This window comes from Microbacterium sp. LBN7, from assembly GCF_045690345.1.
GTDB lineage: Bacteria > Actinomycetota > Actinomycetes > Actinomycetales > Microbacteriaceae > Microbacterium.
This window is the reverse complement of record NZ_CP147856.1, coordinates 2,516,740-2,536,264: the sequence shown is the minus strand read 5'-3', so window position 1 is coordinate 2,536,264 and position 19,525 is coordinate 2,516,740. Positions and strand designations below refer to the sequence as shown.

Sequence of the window (19,525 nt, the reverse complement as noted above, 5' to 3'; positions counted from 1 at the left end):
GGCGCCGATCAGGCCTCGACGGGCGTCACGGTGCCGCGCCCTCGCTTGCGGACCTCGCGCAGCACGATCTGCTCGGGGCACACGGTGGAGAGGAAGTCGCCGACGGAGAGCGCCAGCCGCTCGCCGACGAGCGAGTAGAGGATGCGGTTGCCGTCGCGCCGCTCACTCACGAGCCCGGCCTGACGGAGCACGCTCAGGTGCCGGGAGATGGTCGGCCCGCTCGCCGAGAACCGCGAGGCGATCTCTCCGGCCGCGAGCTCGCCGGCCTTGAGATCCTGCAGGATCTGCCGCCGGGTGGGATGCGCCAGCGCTGCGAAGATGTCGGACGCGCTATCTGCCATGTTTGCAATATAGCATCTTCGCTAGATACTCTTTAGCTGCATAGCTAATAAGCGAAGGAGCGACATCATGAGAGTTGCGATCACCGGCGGCACCGGATTCGTCGGACGGCACCTGGCCGAGCGCCTCGACGACGCGGTCGTGATCTCCCGGCGCAGCGGAGTGGAGATCACCGACGTCGACGCCCTCGCCGCCGCCTTCGAGGGATGCGACACGGTGGCGCACTGCGCCGGCATCAACCGCGAGATCGGGGATCAGACGTTCCGGCGCGTGCACGTCGAGGGGACGAGGGCCGTCGTCGAGGCCGCGCGCCGTGCCGGTGTCCGGCGGATCGTGATGGTCAGCTTCCTGCGTGCACGCCCCGACTGCGGCTCCGGCTACCACGAGTCCAAGTGGGAGGCCGAGGAGATCGTGCGCGGTTCCGGCATCCCGCACACGATCCTCAAGTCCGGCATGATCTACGGCCCCGGCGACCACATGGTCGATCACGTCACGCGCGCCGTGCGGACCCTGCCCATGTTCTGGACCGTCGGCTACCGCGAGCGCACCGCCCGCCCCGTGCCGATCGACGACGCTGTCGATGTGCTGGTCGCGGCTCTCGAGGGGCGCATCCCCGACCCGACGGTCGCCGTGATGGGTGTCGACGAGGTGACGCTGGGCGAGGCCATCCGCCGCATCGCCCGGGTCGCCGGGCGTCGTCCCGCGTTCCTCCCCGTGCCCGTGTGGACCGTCCGGGTGCTCGCGCAGCTCACGGAATGGGCCATGGTCGTCCCGCTGGTCGCGAAGGCTCAGGCGCGGATGCTGGCCGAGGGAGTGAGCGAAGCCGCGCCGCCCGCGCCGGAGGTGCCCGTCGGCCTCCGGCCATCACGCCCGTTCAGCGACGAGCGCATCCGCGCTGCGCTCCCCGAGGGGCGTTTCGGGCTGTCCGATCTGCGGATCGCGCGCGGGCGTCAGCGCTGGCCGTGGACCAGTTCGACGATGCGCGTGAGCTGATCGGGGTCGGTCTCGGGCGGCACGCCGTGACCGAGGTTGAGGATGTGGCCGCGTGCGGCGCGACCGCGCTCGAGCACGTCGCGCACATGCGCCTCCAGCACCGACCAGGGCGCGGAGAGCAGCGCGGGATCGATGTTGCCCTGCACCGTGACATCCGGTCCGAGGATCGCGGCGGCCTCGTCGAGCGGCTGGCGCCAGTCGACGCCGACGCCGTCGGCCACACCGTCGAGGCGCATGTCGGCGAGGAACGGTCCGGTCCCCACGCCGAAGTGGATGGTCGGGATGCCGATGCCCTGCAGCGCCGCGTGCGAGTGCGGGGCGACGAACGCGCGGTAGTCGGCCGGGCTGAGCGAACCCGCCCAGCTGTCGAAGAGCTGCACGACGGATGCTCCGGCGTCGCGCTGCGTCTCGAGGAACCGGCGCGAGACCCGGGCGAGCCAGCCGGCGAGGCGGTTCCACGACTCCGGATCGGCGTGCATCATGGCCCGTGCGCGCAGGTGCTCCTTCGACGGCCCGCCCTCGACGAGGTAGGCGGCGAGCGTGAACGGCGCGCCGGCGAAGCCGATCAGCGGGGTGTCTCCGAGCTCGGCGGTGACGAGGCGGACGGCCTCGGCGATCGCGGTCCCGTCGAGCGACTCCGGATCGATGGCCGTGATCCGGTCGACATCGGATGCCGTGCGCACGGGGTTCGCGAACACCGGCCCGCGCCCGGGCTCGATCTCGACCTCGACACCCGCGAGACGCAGCGGGATCACGATGTCGCTGAAGAACACGGCAGCGTCGACGCCGTGCCGGCGGACGGGCTGCAGGGTGATCTCGGCCGCCAGGTCGGGCGTGAGGCAGGCGTCCAGCATCCGCGTGCCGACCCGCAGCTCGCGGTACTCGGGCAGCGACCGGCCGGCCTGACGCATGAACCACACCGGGGTGTGAGCGGGGCGGGAGCCTGCGAGGGCGCGCAGCAGCGGAGCGTCGGAGAGGGCCATGCCTCCATCCTCCCATCCGGTCGTTATGAGTCCGCGGAGACCCCGGGCCGTGCGCTCAGGTAGAATCGTCGGGTGCTGCTGTGTGTGACGGCGAGTCACAAGACCGCCTCCTTCGAATTGCTCGAACGCCTGAGCCGCACCCCCGACGACGTCGCCTCCACCCTCGTGGACATGACACCGTGCGTGCAGGGTGCGGTCGTTCTGGCGACCTGCAATCGTTTCGAGGCGTACGTCGAGATGGACGAGCCTGTCACGGCTGCCGGCGCGATCGGCGTCGAGGCCGTGCTCGAGGCGGTCGAGGCCACGACCGGTGTCGCAGCCGCCGAGTTCGACGGCGCCTATGCCGTGCACTCCGGTCGCCGCGTCGCCGAGCACCTGTTCTCCGTGGCATCCGGTCTCGAATCCGTGGTCTCCGGCGAGGGCGAGATCGCCGGCCAGGTGCGCCGCGCACTGAAGTCCGCACGCAAGGACGGCACCACCTCCCCCGAGCTCGAACGGCTGTTCCAGCGCGCGAGCCAGGCGCAGCGCAAGGTCAAGAACGTCACCGCCCTCGGCCGCGCCGGCCGCTCCCTCGTGCGCCTCGCCCTCGAGCTCGCCGACAGCCGCATCGCCGACTGGTCCGCTGAGCGCGTGCTGCTCGTCGGAACAGGCGCCTACGCCGCCGTCACCCTCGCCACGCTGCGCGAACGCGGCGCCGTCGACATCTCGGTGTACTCGCCTTCCGGCCGCGCCGAGGTGTTCGCCGCGAAGCACGGCATCCGCCCTATCTCCGCCGCCGAGTACGCCCGCACCGCCGCGCACTCGAGCCTGTTGATCACCTGCACGACCGCGACAGAGCCCGTGCTCGGCCCGGAGCATCTGCAGCACCCGGTCGGCGTCGCCGCCACGGGATGCCCCGTGGGCCCGCACACCCAGCTCGTCGTCGACCTCGGCATGCCGCGCAACGTCGACCCTGCCGTCGGCACTCTCGACGGCGTGGCACTGCTCGACCTCGAGACCATCCGTCTGCACGCCCCGCTCGAAGAGCTGCAGGCGACGGATGCCGCGCGCAGCGTGGTGCGCGAGGCCGCCGACACGTTCCACGTCGTCGGCGCCCGGCAGAGCGTCACCCCGTCGGTCGTCGCCCTGCGCACGCACATGTTCTCTCTCCTCGAGTCCGAGATCGCCCGCGCTCGCGCCCGCGGCGACGAGGACGGCCGTGTGGAGCAGGCGCTCCGCCACCTCACCGGCGTCCTCCTGCACACGCCGACCACGCGCGCGCACGAGTTGGCCGCCGCCGGGCGCGCGGACGACTTCGCCGCGGCGCTCGGCGCGCTCTACGGCATCGACCCCGTCGAGCCGGCCGCCGAGCAGGGGCCCGAGTCCTCGATCGCGTGACGCCGGACTCGGTGGGAGACTGGAGGCATGGCCCTTCACATCACCGGAGACACCGCCGCCGACGAACTGCTGACCGATAACCCGCTGGCTCTGCTGGTCGGGATGCTGCTGGACCAGCAGGTCCCGATGGAGACCGCGTTCGCCGGTCCGCTCAAGATCGAGCAGCGCACGGGCGCGACGGATGCCGCCGCGATCGCCGGCATGGCGCCGGACGAGTTCCTCGAGGCCTTCCAGCAGACTCCCGCCGTGCATCGTTTCCCCGGATCGATGGCGACGCGCGTGCAGACGCTGTGCCAGACGCTCGTCGACGACTGGGGCGGGGATGCCAGCGCACTCTGGACGCGCCCTTCGACGGGCTCAGGGACCCAGCCGTCTGGCGCCGAGGTGCTGAAGCGCCTCAAGTCCCTCCCCGGCTTCGGCGAGCAGAAGGCGAAGATCTTCCTGGCGCTGCTCGGCAAGCAGTACGGCTTCACCGGCGCGGGCTGGCGCGAGGCCGCCGGCGTCTACGGCGAGGAGGGCTCGTACCGCAGCGTCGCCGACATCGTCTCGCCCGAGTCGCTGACGAAGGTGCGCGAGCACAAGAAGGCGATGAAACTCGCGGCGAAGGAAGCGAAGGCCTGACATGGAGCCGACCGGGAGCGATGTCGGCGGCCTCATCGCCCGCGCGACCCCCGCGATCCGCCGGCGCGATGCCGAGACGCTGACCGCGCTGATGCAGGAGATCTCGGGCCGTGAGCCCGCGACCTGGGGCACGATCATCGGATTCGGCTCGTGCCACTACCGCTACCCGACCGGCACAGAGGGCGACACCGGACTCCTCGGCTTCGCTCCGCGCAAGACATCCACGACGATCTACCTGCTCGACGGCACAGACGCCCACGCCGAGGCGCTCGCGCAGCTCGGGCCGCACACGACCGGTGTCAGCTGCGTCTACATCAAGGACCTCGAGCAGATCGACCTCGACGCGCTCCGCGGCATCCTCGAACGCTCGCTCGCGTGGGCGGAATCCGGCGGCACGGACGAGGTGCGGATCGAGGTCACGAGCTGAGCGCCGTCACGGTGCGCGAAGCCACCGGTGACGACTGGCCGCAGATCTGGACGATCGTCCGCGAGGTCATCCGCGAGCAGACGACCTTCGCCTACGACCCCGGCATGGGCGAGGCCGACGCACGCCAGATGTGGATGCTGGGCGCTCCGGCGCGGACCGTCGTCGCGGTGTCCGGCGAGCGGGTGCTCGGCACGGCGAACATGTACCCCAATCGTCCGGGGCCGGGGTCGCATGTGGCATCCGCGAGCTTCATGGTGGACGTCGCCGCGAGGGGGCGTCGCGTGGGACGGACCCTCGTGGAGGACATGATCGGCTGGGCGCGGCGCGAGGGCTTCGCGGCAGTGCAGTTCAACGCGGTGGTCGAGACGAACGCGTCCGCCGTCCACCTGTACGAGGATCTCGGCTTCCGCACGATCGGCATCGCACCCGGTGCATTCCGGCATCCGATCGAAGGCGATGTGGGCCTGCGCATCATGTGGCTCGACCTGCACGACGAGACCCCGCCCGGCTGAGATCAGCGGGGCGGGGTCTCGGGGCGGTCGCGCTCAGCGCAGCCCGGCGAAGAACGCGCGGATGTCGCCGGCGACGAGATCCGGACGCTCGAGGGCCGCGAAGTGGCCGCCCTCGTCGAAGCGACTCCAGTGCACGATGTTCGAGTTGTCGCGCTCGGCGAAGACCCGGATCGTCTGGAAGTCGTCCTTGAACACCGCGACCCCGGTCGGCGCGGCGTTGATCTGCGGTGCCGCGTCCTCCCCGCCGTCGGCGCGGGCGTTCTCCAGGTAGCTGCGGCTCATGCCGGAGGCCGCGTTGGCGAACCAGTTCACGCTGACCTCGAGCAGGATCTGCTCGAGCGTCACGAGCGAGGTGCCGTTGCCGAACGAGTTGAACAGCTCGCTGTAGGCGAGCAGTCCGATCGGGGAGTCGCTGATGCCCACCGAGACGGTCTGAGGCCGCGAGGAGTTCATCGTGTTGTACCCGCCGACGGACTGGAACCACTGCATGTGCTCCAGGCCGGCGTAGTCCTGCGGCTCCAGCCGCTCGAACTCGGACGGGTCGCCCGACGGGAACGAGAACAGCTGCAGCACGTGCAGGCCGAGGAATCCCTCGGGGTTGAGCAGCCCGAGCTCACGCGCGACCATCGCGCCGTTGTCGGAGCCGTGGATGCCGTAGCTGTCGTAGCCGAGGCCGCGCATCAGCTGGTCGTAGGCCGCGGCGACCTTCGCCGTGGTCCAGCCGGCCGAGGCCAGCGGCTGCGAGAAGCCGTAGCCGGGAGCATCCGGGATCACGACGTCGAAGGCGTCCTCGGCGCGGCCGCCGTGCGCCACCGGGTCGACGAGCCGGTCGATCACGTCGAGATAGTCGACGGCCGAGCCGGGGTACGTGTGGGCGAGCAGGAGCGGCGTCGCACCCTCGTGAGCGGAGCGGACGTGGATGAAGTGGATCGTCTGTCCGTCGATCTCGGTGGTGAAGTGCGGGACGGCGTTGATCCGCTCCTGGGCGGCGGCCCAGTCGAACGAGCGCCATGCTTCGATGGCCTCACGGAGGTAGGAGTTGGGGGTGCCGGCATCCCAGTCGTCGGTGGGAGAGGGCTGGGGCAACCGGGTGCGGGCGAGACGATCCTGCAGATCGGCGATCTCGGCGGCGGAGACCGAGACGGTGAACGGGCGGATGCTGAGGGGAGCGGTTGTGTTGTTCATGTCTTCGACGATATTTCCTCATTAGGTAGGATATGTTCCTAATAAAAGAACTTCCTCGAAGGGATTCTCATGGCCGATCCCACCGCCCGGCTCCTGGCCCTCCTCTCGCTGCTGCAGACGGGCCCGGAGCGCTCCGGCCGAGACCTGGCCGAGCGCCTGGGAGTCTCCTCGCGCACGATCCGCCACGACGTCGATCGTCTGCGGGAACTCGGCTATCCGGTCGACGCGACACGCGGAGCCGTCGGCGGCTACCGCCTCGGCTCCGGCGGCAAGCTTCCCCCTCTTCTGCTCGACGACGAGGAGGCCGTGGCTGTCACGGTGGGGCTGCGCGCCGCGGCGGGCATCGCCGGCGTCGAGGAGTCCGGCGCGCGGGCCCTCGCCAAGCTCGAGCAGGTGCTGCCGTCGCACCTGCGCCCAGTGGTCGATGCACTGAAGACGACGATCGACCGTGCGCCCGAGAACAACGACACCGACGCACCCGACCCCGTGGTCGACGCGACCGTCCTGCGCGAGATCGCGGGCGCGATCCGCAACGAGGAGTGGCTGCGGTTCGATTACCAGGAAGCGCCCGTGCTGGTGGAGCCCTACCGACTGCTCACCTGGCATCGCCGGTGGTACCTGGTCGGACGAGACCCGCAGAGCGGCGGATGGCACACGTACCGCGTCGACTGGATGGAGCTGCGGATGCCGACGCGACGGCGCTTCGACCCGCAGCCGCTGCCCGGTGGTGACTACACCGCGTTCATGATGCGCACGATCGCCGAGAGCGGCTGGAACGTGCACGCGCGTCTGCTCATCGATGCGCCGACGCAGCAGGTACTCGACCGCATCCATCCGGCGGTCGGCGCCGTCGAGCCGATCGACGAGGACCACTGCGTGCTGGTGACCGGCGCCGACAGCCTCGACACGGTCGCCGCCTACATCGGGATGCTGATGATGGACTTCACGGTGGAATCGCCCCCGGAGCTCATCCCCCGCCTGCAGGTGCTCTCGGAGCGCTATGCGCGGGCGGTCGCCGGGTCCCCGGCCTCCTGAGCCGGCATCCGCTCAGCGCAGCACTTCGACCAGCGCGACCCACGACACCACGATCGCGGACACGATCGCCAGCAGGCATCCGGCCGCGGCGAGATAGAGGCCCGCCGGATGCCCGATCAGGACGAGCACGCCGGCGACGAGGTAGGCGAGGAGCGGGAGGAAGCCCACGATGTACTTGAGCGGTCGCGCCCGGTCGGCGGGGTCGGGGTCGGTCGCGATGAGCCGCGTCGCGTGCACCTGGAAGATCGCCGCCAGGAGCGACGCGAAGACGGTCACCACTCCGAACCAGACGCGGTCGATCCCGGGCACGAGGCTGATCGCCGACACCGCGAGGGCGAGCACGAGCGCCGCGATCCCGGCCAGCAGCCGCGCCGTGAGCGTGCGCGACTTGATGATCTCGCCGATGTTCACGCTGGATGCGACGATCACGAGGCCGACCAGAGCGGCGGTGGCCCCGGCCATGGCCACGTTGAACTCGCTCCACTCCTCGATCATGCCGTCAGCATAGCGGCGGTGAGGCCGGGCGCTCAGGCGCCCTTGAGACGCTCCGCGAGGTAGGCGTGCAGGCCGTCGATCGAGACGCGCTCCTGCGCCATCGTGTCGCGGTCGCGCACGGTGACAGCACGGTCGTCGAGCGAGTCGAAGTCGACCGTGACGCAGAACGGGGTGCCGATCTCGTCCTGGCGACGGTAGCGCCGGCCGATCGCGCCGGCGTCGTCGAAGTCGACCGCCCAGGAGCTCCGGAGCGTGTCGGCGACCTCGCGGGCGAGGGGCGAGAGCCGCTCGTTGCGCGACAGCGGCAGCACTGCGGCCTTGACCGGGGCGAGACGCGGGTCGAGCTTCAGCACCGTGCGCACGTCGGAGCCGCCCTTGGCGTTCGGGACCTCCTCCTCGCGATACGCGTCGACGAGGAACGCCATCATGGCGCGGGTGAGACCGAACGACGGCTCGATCACGTAGGGGGTGTAGCGCTCGCCCGTGGCCTGGTCGAAGTACGTCAGGCTCTGGCCGGATGCCTCGCTGTGGCTCGACAGGTCGTAGTCGGTGCGGTTGGCGACGCCCATGAGCTCGCCCCACTCCTTGCCCGCGAAGCCGAACTTGTACTCGACGTCGATGGTGCCGGCGGAGTAGTGCGCGCGATCGTCTTCCGGCACGTCGAACTGACGCATGTTCTCGGGGTCGATGCCGAGATCGATGAACCAGTTCCAGCACGCCTCCACCCAGTGCTCGAACCACTGCGGCGCCTCGGCGGGCGGCGTGAAGAACTCGATCTCCATCTGCTCGAACTCGCGGGTGCGGAAGATGAAGTTACCCGGGGTGATCTCGTTGCGGAACGCCTTGCCGACCTGGCCGATGCCGAACGGCGGCTTCTTGCGGCTCGCGGTGAGCACGTTCGAGAAGTTCACGAAGATGCCCTGCGCCGTCTCGGGGCGCAGGTAGTAGAGGCCCGACTCGTCGTCGACGACGCCGAGGTACGTCTTCACCAGGCCGGAGAACGCCTTCGGCTCGGTGTACTGGCCCTTGGTGCCGCAGTTGGGGCAGGGGATGTCGGCGAGGCCGTTCTCGGCCTTGCGGCCCTTGCGCGCCTCGAAGTCCTCGATGAGGTTGTCGGCACGGAAGCGCTTGTGGCACTGCAGGCACTCGACCAGCGGGTCGGTGAAGGTCGCGACGTGACCCGATGCCTCCCACACGCGCTTGGGGAGGATGATCGAGGAGTCGAGGCCGACCATGTCGCCACGGCCGCGCACGAACGTCTGCCACCACTGCCGACGGATATTCTCCTTGAGCTCGGTGCCGAGGGGGCCGTAGTCCCATGCCGAACGCGAACCGCCGTAGATCTCACCGGCCTGGAACACGAACCCGCGGTGGCGGGCGAGGGCGATGACCTTGTCGAGGCGGGACTGTTCGGCCATGGTGGCTCCAATGGTCGGAAGCGGGAGAACCCGTGAGCACGGGCACCCCCATTCTATCCGTCGCGAAACGGGGTCACTGAGCCTGCCGAAGGGTACCGTCGTGGGATGAGCACTGCGCAGCCGACCGGTCGGACCCGCGACGATGACACACGATTCTTCGGACAGCCGTGGTCGCTGGTCCACATCTTCGGCGTGGAGATGTGGGAGCGATTCAGCTTCTACGGCATGCAGGGGATCCTGCTCATCTACCTGTACTACTCGGCCACCCAGGGCGGGCTCGGGATCCCCGAGGCGGTGGCGGGCGGCATCGTCGGCGCCTACGGCGGATCCGTCTACCTCGCCACCATCCTCGGCGCCTGGCTCGCGGACCGACTGTTCGGGTCGGAGCGTGTCCTGTTCGTCAGCGCCATCGTGATCGTCGCGGGGCACATCGCGCTGGCCCTCATCCCCGGCGTGCTCGGCGTGGGCGTCGGTCTCGTCCTGGTCGCGCTCGGATCGGGTGGCCTCAAGGCGAACGCGACCTCGGTCGTCGGAACGCTCTACGCGCCGGACGACACCCGGCGCGACGCCGGCTTCTCGCTCTTCTACCTCGGGATCAACCTCGGCGGCTTCCTCGGCCCCATCCTGACCGGCATCCTGCAGTCGACCCTGGGCTTCCACTGGGGCTTCGGTCTGGCGGCTGTCGGAATGACCCTCGGCCTGGTGCAGTACTCGTTCGGCCGCCGATCCCTGCCCGCAGCCGCACGCGTGGTGCCGAACCCGCTGCCCTCGTCGCGCTACCGTCTGGTCGTCGTGATCGCGGTCACCGCCGTCGTGCTCATCGCGGTGCTCGTGCTGCTCGGAGTCATCCGCGCCGACAACCTCGCCCCCATCGTCATCGGCGTCACGGTCGTCGCAGCGATCGCCTACTTCACGGTGATCCTGCGCAGTCCCCGCATCGACGCGACCGAGCGGTCGCGCGTGTGGGGCTTCCTGCCGCTGTTCATCACCAGCGTCGCGTTCTGGTCGCTGTATCAGCAGCAGTTCACGGTGCTGACGATCTACTCCGACAAGCGCCTGGACCGCTCGCTCTTCGGCTGGGAGATGCCGGTCTCGTGGGTGCAGTCGATCAACCCGGTCTTCATCATCATCCTGTCGGGTGTCTTCGCCGCCCTCTGGACGAAACTCGGCAGACGCCAGCCCTCCACCCCGGTGAAGTTCGGACTCGCCGCGATCATCATGGGATCCGCGTTCCTGCTGTTCCTCCCGTTCGCAGGCGGAGGGGAGAACACCACGCCGGTGCTGGCGATCGTGGGCATCCTGTTCGTGTTCACCGTCGCCGAGCTGCTGCTGTCGCCCGTCGGGCTGTCGGCGAGCACGAAGCTCGCCCCGGCCGTGTTCCAGACGCAGATGGTGGCGCTGTTCTTCCTGTCGGTCGCGCTGGGCACCGCGATCTCGGGGCAGCTCGTGGCCTTCTACGACCCCGAGAACGAGGTGCCGTTCTTCTCGATCCTCGGCGCCATCGCGATCGTCGTCGGGATCGGACTGCTGCTCTCGGTCAAGCCCGTGCTGAAGCTCATGCGCGGGGTACGGTGACGGCCGGCGTCACTCCGTGAAGAGGTAGCCCCGCTCGACGTCGAACCCGGCGACCCGGAGGCCGCGTCCGAGGAGCTCCTCCATCTCGCCACGCAGGCGCATACGCCACTCGTGGGCGGCGTCGGGGTCGGAGACACGCAGCGACTCGATGTCGGCGGGGATCTCGAGGGTCTGGACGACCGTGTCGGATGCCGGGGGCTTCGCGATGTCGGCGAGAGCCCACTCGACGTCGAGCCGGTCGCTCTCGTCGCCGGCGTCTCCGCCGCCGAAGATGCCGTAGCGGTTCACCGAGTACCCGGTGGCCCTGGCGCCCAGCACCGAGAAGAAGAAGTGCGCGTTGCGCGCCACGAGCGGGTCGAACGTCCAGGTGATGCGGCCGACGTCGCGCGAGAACGCCCACTGGCGCTGGTGCTCCTTGAGCTCGCGGCCCCACCCGCGGCCGCGGTACTCGGGCAGCAGCGCGGTGATGTGCGAGTGCATCGCACGGCGTGCCGGCTCTCCGAAGAACGCGATCGACGCGCCGACCATGCGCTCGTCGTCGCCCTCGCCGTCGAAGAAGCCGACGACGTAGTTGCCCGATTGCTGCAGGGCGCGCAGAGTGCCGGCATCCACGACGCGCTGCGGACCCCTGATGGAGTCGAGCAGACCCTGCGCGTCGAGGATGAGTTCAACGGTGTCGAGATCGCGGATGGTTCGCACGAACCCAGTCTGCCCCTCCTCGGCCGGTTCGAGGAATCGGCATCCGGATCAGACGGCGCGCAGGGCGTCCCGATCCAGCTGCGACACCGACGTCAGGCCCGCCAGGCCGACGGTGATGTCGAGCTCGGCGAGCACGTTGCGGATCACCTCGCGCACCCCCGCCTCCCCCGCGATGCCGAGACCGTACGCGTAGGGACGCCCGAGCGCCACGACGGTGGCGCCCAGAGCGAGGGCGATCGCGGCATCCGCTCCTCCGCGCACGCCGGAGTCGAACACGATCGGCACCCGGCCGGCCACGCGGTCGGCGATCTCGGGCAGCACGGCGAGCGTGGGCACGGACTGGTCGATCTGGCGGCCGCCGTGGTTCGAGATCCAGATCCCGTCCATCCCGGCGTCCAGGGCGCTCTGCGCATCGTCGGGGTGCACGATCCCCTTGAGGATGATCGGCAGGGTCGTCCACTCCCGCGCCTTGGCGAGGTCGCCCCAGGTCAGCGCCGGGGTGGAGAACACATCGAGGAACGTCTCGACCGCGGCCCTCGGCAGGGGTGAGCGCAGATTGTCGCGCAGCGAGCCGCCTCCTGTGAGAGGCGCGCCCTTCCTCGCGATCGTCAATGCCGCCCGGACGGCCTGGGCCGTGACCTTCACGGCCGCGGCATCCGTCTTCGGAGCGCTCACCCGTTCGCGCACGAGCTGCTGGAAGACCGGATCGCTCGTGTACTGCGCGATGCCCATGCCCCGAGTGAACGGCAGATACGCCAGATCGAGATCCCGCGTCCGCCAGCCCAGCAGATGAGTGTCGAGCGTGACGACGATCGCCTCGCAGCCGGACGCCTCGGCGCGGGCGAGCAGCGAGCGGTTCAGGTCGTCCGACGCCGACCAGTAGAGCTGGAACAGGCGGGACCCCTGCGGCGCGGCATCCGCCACCTGCTCCATCGGGAACGACGCCTGGTTCGAGAGCGTGTACGGCACGCCGACGGATGCCGCGGCTCTGGCCACCGCGAGGTCGGCATCCGCGTGCGCCATCTCCATCACCCCGAGCGGAGCGAGCAGCAGCGGAGTCGGACGGCGCGTGCCGAGGAAGTCGACGCCGAGGTCGCGCGCGGAGACATCGCGCAGCGGACGCGGCCACACCTGCCAGCGTCCGAACGCCGCGCGGTTGGCCGCCACGGTTCGCTCGGCGCCCGCACCTCCGGCGATGTAGGCGAACGCCTCGGCGCTCAGCGCCTTGCGCGCCGCCGCCTTCAGCCCCGCGGAGTCGATCGGCACCGTGGGCTTCGTCCCGCTGATGCCGGCGCGGTAGATGTCGGACTGGGCGCGCCGGGAGATGCCGCGACTGGCGGCCGGATCGTCCGGAGCGACGCTGCTCGTGACCATGTCCACATGTTAGTCAGAGCCGTTCGACCCTCGGGTGTCGGGAGCGCCGATAGCCTTGGTCGGTGGGTGCGAACGAGGACAAGGCCAGGAGACGTCTCTCGAGAACCCCACCGAAATGGGCGATCGTCGCGGTTCTCGCGTTCGCGGGGCTGTGCTCGTCGTTCATGTTCACGCTGGTGGTGCCGCTGCAGGCGGAGCTCCCGCAGCTCCTGAACGCCTCACGCGAGGACACCACCTGGGTCGTCACGATCACACTGCTCGTGGCCGCCGTCGCCACCCCGATCTCCGGACGCCTGGGCGACATGTACGGCAAGCGCCGCGTCGTGATCGTGCTGCTGGCGCTCCTCGTCGCCGGTTCCCTCATCGCCGCACTCTCCGGATCGATCGTGGGCGTCATCATCGGCCGCGCCCTGCAGGGTGCCGTCACGGGTGTCGTCCCGCTCGGCATCGCGATCATGCGCGACGTCCTGCCACCCGAGCGCCTGGGAACCGCTGTCGCCCTGATGAGCGCCACCATGGGCGTGGGCGGAGCGATCGGACTCCCGGTCGCCGCTCTTCTCGCCGAGCACGCCGACTGGCACATGCTCTTCTGGCTCGCCGCCGCGCTCGGAGCCGTCGGCCTCGCGCTCGTGCTGCTCGTCGTGCCGGAAGACGTCCTGCGCTCCCCCGGCCGCCTCGACGTGATCGGCGCGATCGGGCTCGCGATCGGGCTCACCGGCATCCTGCTCTTCGTGTCCCGAGGTGCGGAGTGGGGCTGGGCGGCGCCTCTCACGCTCACGAGCATCATCGGCGGCGTCATCGTGCTGCTCGTCTGGGGCTGGTACCAGCTGCGCACGAAAGACCCGCTGCTCGACCTGCGCGTCGCCGCGCGTCCCGCCGTGCTCTTCACGAACATCGCCGCGATCGGCATGGGCTTCGCCCTGTTCGGATCCAACATCACGTTCCCGCAGCTGCTCGAGATGCCCGTCGCGAGCTCGGGGTTCGGCCTCGACATGGTCGGCGCCGCGCTCGTCGTCATGCCGGCCGGACTGGTGATGATGGTCATCTCACCGCTGTCCGGACGGCTCGAGCGCACCGTCGGCCCACGCCCGCTCTTCACGATCGGCGCTGCCGCGATCGTGCTCGCCTATCTGTTCGTGCTGCTGTGGTCGAGCGAGGTGTGGCACATCCTCGCCGCGAACATCCTCATCGGCGTGGGCATCGGTTTCACCTTCGCGGCCATGCCGATGATCATCATGCGCTCCGTCCCGGCGAACGAGACCGGAGCATCCAACGGCCTGAACGCCCTGTTCCGCTCGGTCGGCACGTCCAGCGCCTCCGCCGTCATGGGCGGGATCCTCGCGGCGATGAGCACCGACGCCGACGGCGTGGCGATGCCGACGCGCGCCGCGTTCGACGTGTGCTTCTGGCTGGCGATCGCCGCGGGCATCGTCGCCGTCGTGCTGTCGCTGTTCATCCCCCGCCAGCGCAGCGCCGAGCAGCATCCATCGCTGCCGGGCTGACGCTTCGGCCGAGAGCGACGGCTCTCAGTGCGTGTACTCCATGAGCTCCACACCGAGCACGCGGAACGCGTCGTGCGCGCGCAGACGGTGGGTGATCGAGAGGTCGTCGAAGCAGACGATGAGCGAGTAGGCGATGCCGGCGCGGGGCCCGGCGAGCACGCCGGCCTCGGCACGCACGCCGCGATCGCGGCCCGTCTTGTTGATGAAGAGCAGCCCGTGGGCGTCGTGATCGTGCGAGAACGGATCGAGACCCGTGGATGCCGCCACCAGGCTCAGATCCTGATTGAGGCTGAGCCACTCCGACACCTGGGCGCTGACCGCGGCGTCGACGACCTGCGAGTTCACGAGCGCCGAGAAGAGGCCGGCGAGCTCGCGGGCCGATCCCACCGCGACCTGCGGTGCGTCGTCGGGACCGCGCTGGTCGCGGAAGCGGTCGAGCAGTGCTGTGCGACGCAGCCCGAGCGACTCGATGCGCTCGCGCACTCGATCGTGCCCGACCCGCTGCAGCAGAGCGTTCACCGCGATCGGGTCACCGGCGGTGGCAGCCAGCACCGCGAGATCTTCGAGCGGCAGCGCGGGGGCGTGCAGGTTCCGCCACAGCCCCGAGGTCTCCACCGCCTCCACGACCGTGCGGTCGACGATCTCCAGGGGATCCAGCGTGCCGTTCTCGAAACCCGCCGCCACCTCGATCAGCAGCGGCACGACGCCGAGCCCCGCGACCGGCATCGTGACGTGGTCATCGCCCGAGAGCACGTGCACGTGGCTGTCGAGGTCGACGACGTGCACGGAGACCTGCGCACCGGCGTCCGCCAGCTCCTCCAGCGACCGCAGGGTCGAGGTGAACGACCGGCGTCCGACGGCGGCTCGTCGCGGGAGGCGTCTGCTGGCGCGCTGCGACCGACGTCCGCCGGCAGAGGCCGGGGCCTGCGAGTTGCGGAACCCTTCGAAAGGCTCGGGAGCGCCCACGCGTGATCCTTAGGGGGGATGGGGATTGCGGGATACCGAGAGGATGCGCTCCCCAGCGGCAGGGATATCGTAACCCCGCCGCCGGGGAGATCGTCACAGACTGCGGTGATCGGTCACCAGATGGTCACCCGGGACTCCTGCGGCAGCCACAGCGCATCGTCCTCGCTCACGTCGAACGCGGCGTAGAAGGCGTCGATGTTGCGCACGATCTGGTTGCAGCGGAACTCGTTCGGCGAGTGCGGGTCGATCGTGAGGAGCCGCAGGGTCTCGGCGTCGCGGCTCTTCTGCTGCCAGACCTGGGCCCAGGAGAGCAGCAGGCGCTGGACTCCCGTGTAGCCGTCGATGACAGGATCCGCGGCGCCGGCGAGCGACAGCTCGTAGGCCTTCAGCGCGATGCCCAGGCCGCCGAGGTCGCCGATGTTCTCGCCAATCGTCAGGGCGCCGTTGACGTGATGCTCCGCGTCCAGCCCTTCGGGGACGAGCTCGTCGTACTGCGCGATGAGTGCCTTGGTGCGCTCCTCGAAGGCGGCGCGATCGGCGTCGGTCCACCAGTCCTGGAGCCGGCCGTCTCCGTCGTAGCGGCTGCCCTGATCGTCGAATCCGTGGCCGATCTCGTGGCCGATGACCGCGCCGATGCCGCCGTAGTTCGCGGCGGCATCTCGTGCGGCGTCGAAGAACGGGTACTGCAGGATCGCCGCGGGGAACACGATCTCGTTCATCGACGGGTTGTAGTAGGCGTTCACCATCTGCGGCGGCATGTGCCACTCGTCGCGGTCGATCGGCTTGCCGACCTTGTCGACGTGGCGGTCGTGCTCGACGATCGCGGCATGGCGGATGTTGCCGAACAGGTCGGCCCGGTCGATCGTGAGGCTCGAGTAATCGCGCCACACGGTCGGGTGGCCGATCTTGGGGGTGAAGGAGTCGAGCTTGGCCAGCGCGCGCTCGCGCGTCTCGGCCGTCATCCACTCGAGGTCCGTGATGCTCCGGCGGTACGCCTCGATGAGGTTCGCGACGAGCTCGTCCATCGCCGCCTTCGCCGTCGGCGGGTAGTGGCGCTCGACGTAGACCTTGCCGATCGCCTCGCTCAGTGCGCCCTCGGTCACCGAGACGCCGCGCTTCCAGCGCTCGCGGATCGTCGGGACGCCGGTGAGCTCGGTCCCGTAGAACGAGAAGTTCTCCTGCACGAAGTCGTCGGTCAGGTACGGCGCCGCCGCGTGCACGACCTGCGCGCGCAGCCAGGCCTTCCAGTCGTCGAGGCGCTCGGCGGTGAGAAGCGCGCCGAGGCCCTCGAGGAAGCTCGGCTGCGAGACGACGGCCTCGTCGAAAGCACGCGGGTTCGACGGGGCGACCGCTTCGCGCCAGGGGGCGAGGTCCACGCCGGCGAGCTCCTGGATCTCGGTCCAGTTCTTCAGGTTGTAGGTCGCGACCGCGTCGCGGCTCTTCACGTTGTCCCAGTGGTGGCCGGCCAGCTCGGTCTCGAGCGTGATCGCCCGGTCGGCCTGGGCGGCGGCATCCGCGATTCCGGCGAGCGCGAGCAGACGCTCGAGGTGCGCGCGGTACTTGGCCCTCGTCTCCTCGAACGTGTCGAGCCGGAAGTAGCTCTCGTCGGGCAGCGAGAGCCCCGACTGCACGATGACCGGCACGTAGCGCTCCGGGTCGCCCGGGTCGCCGTCGACGTAGAACCCGATCAGGTGCGCGCGGCCGTCGCGGTCATAGGCGCCGACCGTGCGCAGGAACGACGGGATGCTGTCGATCGCGTCGATCTCGGCCAGGGTGTCGGCGAGCGGAGCCGTGCCGGCCGCTTCGATGCGCGCGGTGTCCATGAAGCTCGCGAACAGGTCGCCGATCTTGCGGGCGAGGGTGCCGTCCTCGGCATCCTGCGACTCCTCGATGATCGTCCTGACGTCTTTCTCGGCCTGCTCCGCGAGCAGGTGGAACGAGCCCCAGCGCGCCTTGTCGCCCGGGATCTCGGTGCGAGCGAGCCAGGCGCCGTTCACGTGGCGGTACAGGTCGTCCTGCGGGCGGATGTCGGAGCTGAACTCATCAAGGGCGAGGCCCACGGGAAGAACGTCAGTCATGCGAACAGCCTATGACGCGCCTCCGTCATTCGGTCTTGCGGATCCCCCAGCGACGGCGGCGACGCTCCGGCTCGGGAGCGGATGCCGCGGGCCGGGCCGCACGGCGCTCGCGCCAGGCTGCCACCGAGGCCTCGACGTCCCTGGTCGCGGTGACCACCGGAGGGCCTCCCTGGAGCTGACGACGCGCCTCGATCACGCGCCGGTTGAAGTCGTCCAGCACATCGCGCACGTCGGCCTCCCGGCCGAGGAGGTCGAGCTGATCGTCGAGCTCGCGGTCCTCGTTGCGCAGCAGGATGGCGGGCGGGCCGAGCCCGGTGAGGTTCTCGGTCTCGATCTTGCGGCGGATCCACCAGTCCGGATCGTGGTGCGTGCCCAGACCCTCCAGCGGCTTGCCCGCACCGGGCAGGTCGTCGAACTCGCCACGCCGGATCGCCACCTGGATCGCTGTCTCGATGAAGGCCGCCCGATCGACGGCGGCCGCGACGCCCGGGGCGATGCCCTCCTCGTCGTCGCCCGTCGAGCCCTGCTGCTGCCGCGCCCGATATCGCGCAGCGCTCTCCCGTGGATCCGTCATGATGCACCTCCGCAGCATCCGAGTTCCCTCCCCACCCTAAGCTCGGAAGATGACCGCGCGCCGCTCCCTCAATCGAGAGATCCTGCGGCTCGCCGTTCCCGCGCTGGGCGCTCTGATCGCGGAGCCCGCCTTCCTCATCGTCGACGCGGCCCTGGTCGGGCATCTGGGCACCACGCCGCTCGCCGGGCTTGGCATCGCCGGGGCCGTGCTGCAGACGATCGTCGGCCTGATGGTCTTCCTCGCGTACTCGACCACCCCGGCGGTCGCTCGTCGCTTCGGCGCCGGCCGACCCGGCGAAGCCGTGACCGTGGGAGTGAACGGGATGTGGCTGGCTCTCGCGCTGGGCGCGGCGCTCGCTGTCGTCGGCACCGTCGCATCGCCGTGGCTCGTCTCGCTGTTCGGTGCGGGGGAAGCCGTCGCCGAACAGGCGAACGCCTACCTCGTCATCTCGATGTGGGGGCTGCCGGCGATGCTGATCGTGTTCGCCGCGACCGGCCTGCTGCGCGGGATGCAGGACACGGTGACGCCGCTGTGGATCGCCGGCCTCGGATTCGGCGCCAACGCGCTGCTCAACTGGCTCTTCATCTACGGGTTCGGGTGGGGCATCGCCGGATCCGCCGCGGGCACCGTCGCCGCGCAGTGGGGCATGGTCGCCGCGTACGTGCTGGTCGTGCGCCGGCTCGCCACCCGGCACAGCGCTTCGCTCCGTGCACAGCGGGCGGGCATGCGCAGCACCGCCGCCTCCGGCGGCTGGCTGTTCCTGCGCACCGTGAGCCTGCGCGTCGCCCTCCTCGTGACGGTCGCCGTCGCCACGGGCATCGGGACCGAGGAGCTCGCAGGCTGGCAGATCGTCTTCACCATCTTCTCCGCCGCGGCCTTCGCGCTCGACGCGCTGGCGATCGCCGCGCAGGCGCTGATCGGCAAGGAGCTCGGAGCCGGCGACGAGAAGCAGGTGCACCGAGTGCTCGGCCGCACCGTGGCCTGGGGTGCGTGGTTCGGTCTCGCGGTCGGTGCGCTGATCGCCGCGAGCTCGGGGGTGCTCGGCCTCGTCTTCACCGGCGACCCGGAGATCGCGGCGCTCGTGCAGCCGGCGCTGATCCTGCTGGCCGCCGCGCAACCCGTCGCCGGCATCGTGTTCGTGCTCGACGGGGTGCTGATGGGGGCGAACGACGCGCGGTACCTCGCGATCGCCGGTGCCCTGAACCTCGTGCCGTTCCTGCCCGTGCTGTGGATCATCGCCGCGGTCGGCGTCGACGGCAGTACCGGCCTCGTCTGGCTCGCGCTCGCGTTCTTCGGCGTCTATCTGCTGGCACGTCTGGCGACGCTGGGCTGGCGCGTGCGGTCAGGACGCTGGCTCGCCGCCGCCGTCTGA

Annotated in this window: 19 protein-coding genes; 9 read left to right on the top strand and 10 right to left on the bottom strand. The window is 70.1% G+C overall.

What is annotated here, in order from left to right:
• Positions 1–8: 8 nt before the first annotated feature.
• Positions 9–341, bottom strand: a complete 333-nt coding sequence (locus LBN7_RS12180) for a metalloregulator ArsR/SmtB family transcription factor (RefSeq protein WP_116633811.1) — start codon at positions 339–341, stop codon at positions 9–11.
• Between the two features lie 67 nt (positions 342–408).
• Here LBN7_RS12180 and LBN7_RS12175 point away from each other — a divergent pair, with 67 nt between their 5' ends.
• Entirely contained in the window at positions 409–1,332 is a 924-nt protein-coding gene (locus tag LBN7_RS12175) for an NAD(P)H-binding protein (RefSeq protein ID WP_341947383.1), read from the top strand.
• Here the strand turns inward: LBN7_RS12175 and hemE are convergent.
• On the bottom strand, positions 1,290–2,315 hold the full coding sequence (hemE, locus tag LBN7_RS12170; RefSeq protein WP_116633809.1) for a uroporphyrinogen decarboxylase: 1,026 nt from the start codon (positions 2,313–2,315) through the stop codon (positions 1,290–1,292). The genes LBN7_RS12175 and hemE overlap by 43 nt on opposite strands.
• A gap of 72 nt (positions 2,316–2,387) precedes the next feature.
• On the opposite strand from hemE, the gene LBN7_RS12165 reads away from it, so the two are divergent.
• Genes LBN7_RS12165 through LBN7_RS12150 form a run of 4 tightly spaced genes read left to right on the top strand, consistent with a single transcriptional unit; the run spans position 2,388 to position 5,252 of the window.
• A complete protein-coding gene (locus tag LBN7_RS12165) occupies positions 2,388–3,692 on the top strand; it encodes a glutamyl-tRNA reductase (RefSeq protein WP_341947382.1) in 1,305 nt (434 codons plus the stop codon).
• 27 nt (positions 3,693–3,719) lie between these two features.
• The gene (locus LBN7_RS12160) at positions 3,720–4,313 is read left to right on the top strand and encodes an HhH-GPD-type base excision DNA repair protein (RefSeq protein ID WP_116633807.1); all 594 of its coding nucleotides are present in this window, start codon (positions 3,720–3,722) and stop codon (positions 4,311–4,313) included.
• Position 4,314: 1 nt separating this feature from the next.
• Positions 4,315–4,740 carry a DUF1801 domain-containing protein gene (locus tag LBN7_RS12155; RefSeq protein WP_407359778.1) on the top strand — a complete coding sequence of 142 codons (426 nt, stop codon included), beginning with the start codon at positions 4,315–4,317 and terminating at the stop codon, positions 4,738–4,740.
• Positions 4,689–5,252 (top strand): GNAT family N-acetyltransferase, encoded by a 564-nt coding sequence (locus LBN7_RS12150; RefSeq protein ID WP_407359777.1) that lies wholly within the window; start codon positions 4,689–4,691, stop codon positions 5,250–5,252. The genes LBN7_RS12155 and LBN7_RS12150 overlap by 52 nt, the downstream gene beginning before the upstream one ends.
• Before the next feature lie 33 nt (positions 5,253–5,285).
• Here the strand turns inward: LBN7_RS12150 and LBN7_RS12145 are convergent, their stop codons facing one another.
• Complete coding sequence (locus tag LBN7_RS12145) at positions 5,286–6,437, bottom strand: epoxide hydrolase family protein (protein ID WP_116633805.1); 1,152 nt, start codon at positions 6,435–6,437, stop codon at positions 5,286–5,288.
• Positions 6,438–6,506: 69 nt separating this feature from the next.
• On the opposite strand from LBN7_RS12145, the gene LBN7_RS12140 reads away from it, so the two are divergent.
• Positions 6,507–7,472, top strand: a complete 966-nt coding sequence (locus LBN7_RS12140) for a WYL domain-containing protein (RefSeq protein WP_341947376.1) — start codon at positions 6,507–6,509, stop codon at positions 7,470–7,472.
• Positions 7,473–7,484: 12 nt separating this feature from the next.
• Here the strand turns inward: LBN7_RS12140 and LBN7_RS12135 are convergent, their stop codons facing one another.
• Together LBN7_RS12135 and LBN7_RS12130 are read right to left on the bottom strand one after the other, a co-directional pair.
• Positions 7,485–7,967, bottom strand: coding sequence for a hypothetical protein (locus LBN7_RS12135; protein WP_341947375.1), 483 nt, complete (start codon positions 7,965–7,967; stop codon positions 7,485–7,487).
• A 32-nt stretch (positions 7,968–7,999) separates the two neighbouring features.
• A complete protein-coding gene (locus LBN7_RS12130; protein WP_341947373.1) occupies positions 8,000–9,385 on the bottom strand; it encodes a glycine--tRNA ligase in 1,386 nt (461 codons plus the stop codon).
• Positions 9,386–9,490: 105 nt separating this feature from the next.
• Here LBN7_RS12130 and LBN7_RS12125 point away from each other — a divergent pair, with 105 nt between their 5' ends.
• Positions 9,491–10,960, top strand: a complete 1,470-nt coding sequence (locus tag LBN7_RS12125) for a peptide MFS transporter (RefSeq protein WP_341947372.1) — start codon at positions 9,491–9,493, stop codon at positions 10,958–10,960.
• Between the two features lie 9 nt (positions 10,961–10,969).
• On the opposite strand, the gene LBN7_RS12120 is transcribed toward LBN7_RS12125, so the two are convergent.
• Positions 10,970–11,659 (bottom strand): GNAT family N-acetyltransferase, encoded by a 690-nt coding sequence (locus tag LBN7_RS12120; RefSeq protein WP_116633800.1) that lies wholly within the window; start codon positions 11,657–11,659, stop codon positions 10,970–10,972.
• Positions 11,660–11,707: 48 nt separating this feature from the next.
• Positions 11,708–13,033 carry an alpha-hydroxy-acid oxidizing protein gene (locus LBN7_RS12115; protein WP_407359776.1) on the bottom strand — a complete coding sequence of 442 codons (1,326 nt, stop codon included), beginning with the start codon at positions 13,031–13,033 and terminating at the stop codon, positions 11,708–11,710.
• A 62-nt stretch (positions 13,034–13,095) separates the two neighbouring features.
• On the opposite strand from LBN7_RS12115, the gene LBN7_RS12110 reads away from it, so the two are divergent.
• On the top strand, positions 13,096–14,535 hold the full coding sequence (locus LBN7_RS12110) for an MFS transporter (RefSeq protein WP_407359775.1): 1,440 nt from the start codon (positions 13,096–13,098) through the stop codon (positions 14,533–14,535).
• A gap of 24 nt (positions 14,536–14,559) precedes the next feature.
• Here LBN7_RS12110 and LBN7_RS12105 read toward each other — a convergent pair whose 3' ends face one another.
• The 3 genes from LBN7_RS12105 to LBN7_RS12095 form a co-directional block, all read right to left on the bottom strand.
• Positions 14,560–15,501, bottom strand: a complete 942-nt coding sequence (locus LBN7_RS12105; RefSeq protein WP_116633797.1) for a serine hydrolase — start codon at positions 15,499–15,501, stop codon at positions 14,560–14,562.
• 113 nt (positions 15,502–15,614) lie between these two features.
• A complete protein-coding gene (locus LBN7_RS12100; RefSeq protein ID WP_407359774.1) occupies positions 15,615–17,579 on the bottom strand; it encodes a M13 family metallopeptidase in 1,965 nt (654 codons plus the stop codon).
• A 25-nt stretch (positions 17,580–17,604) separates the two neighbouring features.
• Positions 17,605–18,153, bottom strand: coding sequence for a DUF1992 domain-containing protein (locus tag LBN7_RS12095; RefSeq protein WP_407359773.1), 549 nt, complete (start codon positions 18,151–18,153; stop codon positions 17,605–17,607).
• 49 nt (positions 18,154–18,202) lie between these two features.
• Here LBN7_RS12095 and LBN7_RS12090 point away from each other — a divergent pair, with 49 nt between their 5' ends.
• Positions 18,203–19,525, top strand: coding sequence for an MATE family efflux transporter (locus LBN7_RS12090; protein WP_407359772.1), 1,323 nt, complete (start codon positions 18,203–18,205; stop codon positions 19,523–19,525).

Coding starts and splice junctions, on each gene's coding strand:
- LBN7_RS12180 (WP_116633811.1), bottom strand. CDS start 341: ATGGCAGATAGCGCGTCCGACATCTTCGCAGCGCTGGCGCATCCCACC.
- LBN7_RS12175 (WP_341947383.1), top strand. CDS start 409: ATGAGAGTTGCGATCACCGGCGGCACCGGATTCGTCGGACGGCACCTG.
- hemE (WP_116633809.1), bottom strand. CDS start 2,315: ATGGCCCTCTCCGACGCTCCGCTGCTGCGCGCCCTCGCAGGCTCCCGC.
- LBN7_RS12160 (WP_116633807.1), top strand. CDS start 3,720: ATGGCCCTTCACATCACCGGAGACACCGCCGCCGACGAACTGCTGACC.
- LBN7_RS12155 (WP_407359778.1), top strand. CDS start 4,315: ATGGAGCCGACCGGGAGCGATGTCGGCGGCCTCATCGCCCGCGCGACC.
- LBN7_RS12145 (WP_116633805.1), bottom strand. CDS start 6,437: ATGAACAACACAACCGCTCCCCTCAGCATCCGCCCGTTCACCGTCTCG.
- LBN7_RS12140 (WP_341947376.1), top strand. CDS start 6,507: ATGGCCGATCCCACCGCCCGGCTCCTGGCCCTCCTCTCGCTGCTGCAG.
- LBN7_RS12135 (WP_341947375.1), bottom strand. CDS start 7,967: ATGATCGAGGAGTGGAGCGAGTTCAACGTGGCCATGGCCGGGGCCACC.
- LBN7_RS12130 (WP_341947373.1), bottom strand. CDS start 9,385: ATGGCCGAACAGTCCCGCCTCGACAAGGTCATCGCCCTCGCCCGCCAC.
- LBN7_RS12125 (WP_341947372.1), top strand. CDS start 9,491: ATGAGCACTGCGCAGCCGACCGGTCGGACCCGCGACGATGACACACGA.
- LBN7_RS12115 (WP_407359776.1), bottom strand. CDS start 13,033: ATGGTCACGAGCAGCGTCGCTCCGGACGATCCGGCCGCCAGTCGCGGC.
- LBN7_RS12100 (WP_407359774.1), bottom strand. CDS start 17,579: ATGACTGACGTTCTTCCCGTGGGCCTCGCCCTTGATGAGTTCAGCTCC.
- LBN7_RS12095 (WP_407359773.1), bottom strand. CDS start 18,153: ATGACGGATCCACGGGAGAGCGCTGCGCGATATCGGGCGCGGCAGCAG.
- LBN7_RS12090 (WP_407359772.1), top strand. CDS start 18,203: ATGACCGCGCGCCGCTCCCTCAATCGAGAGATCCTGCGGCTCGCCGTT.